We start from the raw sequence: 1,378 nt of genomic DNA, 5'->3' as shown, positions 1-1,378 counted from the left end.
ATTTATATTTTCCTAATCTTCTCGAACAAGATAAAATTGCTTCATTTTTATTGTTTGTTGATGAAAGAATCCAAACCCAAAAGAAAATAATTGAGGGTTTAATAACTCTTAAAACCCAATCACGAAATAAATTATTTACGCAGATAATTAGAGGTGATTATGAAACATTCACAGTCGAAGAAATTTTAAATTATGAACAGCCTACAAAATACATAGTTTCAAATACTGATTACTCGTCTGACAAATCACAGATTCCTGTTTTAACAGCGAATAAAGCCTTTATTTTAGGTTATACAAATGAAGATTGGGGAATTTACAATAAAGGAAAATGTATTATTTTAGATGATTTTACAATGGATTTAAAATATGTAAATTTTCCATTTAAAATAAAATCTTCGGCTATCAAGTTATTGACAACCAAAAGTGATGTAGACCTAAAATTTGTTTTTGAATATTTTTCTTTTCTAAATATGTCATCAAGCGAACACAAAAGACACTATATTTCTGAAATCCAGCCAATTATTTTGAGTGTTCCTTCTTTAAATGTTCAAATGAATATTTCTAACTTTTTATCAAAACTTGATAAAAAAATCAACCTAGAAAAAGATTTACTTAATCAATACGAAAATCAACAAAAATATTTATTGCAAAATCTTTTTGTTTAAAAAATTTTGGTTTCGGAATAGTCTTGACAAGGCTTCTTTTTTTATCAAACAAACAAATTAGCCAAAAGAAACTTCTTTTGAAGCTCTAACTTTTCTAAAATTTGTTTTTCTGTTACTATTTTTTCTTGAATTGAGGATAAGTAATTAGCGATTTTGATTTGCTCTTCCAATGAAGGCAATAGAATTTTAATTAATTCAATTTCTGATTTACTTATCTCTGGAAATGTTGAGCCATTCGCGCGTTTTATTAATTCAAATTTGTTTTGTTTTATCCAATGGAACAAAAAAACATTATTACAATTTTCTTTTACTATTAAAGATTGAAACCCTTGATTAGTTGTACATTCTTCTTGCGCAATTGCAACTTCTCCAATAGTTGCCCTAGTTGTTAATAAAATCGAACCTTTTGGAAGAATTTTGGCCGATGAATTTTTCAAACCCAATTCGGAGATAGTTCTTTCGCTTTTAAAAACAAAATTTGATTTTATTTCTGTTGGAGTAAACCACTCAATATTGCCATTCCAAAATTCAGACTTTTGGGTGTCTGGTGTTCCACCTCCGATTATACAACAAACATTTTTCAGTTCCGTTAAATCCCAATCACAAAAGTAATTTCCTTGTTCATCTTTAAATCTTAATTTTTGAGAAAATATCTTTTCCCGACTTGCGTTCATTAAGGTTTCTAATTGCTCAATTATTTTCTTTTGGGTTTG

General features: G+C 27.8%; 2 protein-coding genes. One reads left to right on the top strand and one right to left on the bottom strand.

Annotated elements, in window-relative coordinates:
• On the top strand, positions 1-665 hold a 665-nt coding region (locus BLT04_RS18700; RefSeq protein WP_089757345.1), incomplete at its 5' end, for a restriction endonuclease subunit S.
• A gap of 44 nt (positions 666-709) precedes the next feature.
• Here BLT04_RS18700 and BLT04_RS18695 read toward each other — a convergent pair.
• Positions 710-1,378: restriction endonuclease subunit S (locus BLT04_RS18695; RefSeq protein WP_170828508.1), on the bottom strand; the 669-nt coding region annotated here is incomplete at its 5' end.

This window comes from Chryseobacterium soldanellicola (genome assembly GCF_900100115.1).
Lineage (GTDB): Bacteria > Bacteroidota > Bacteroidia > Flavobacteriales > Weeksellaceae > Chryseobacterium > Chryseobacterium soldanellicola.
This window is presented reverse-complemented; position numbering and strand designations above follow the sequence as displayed.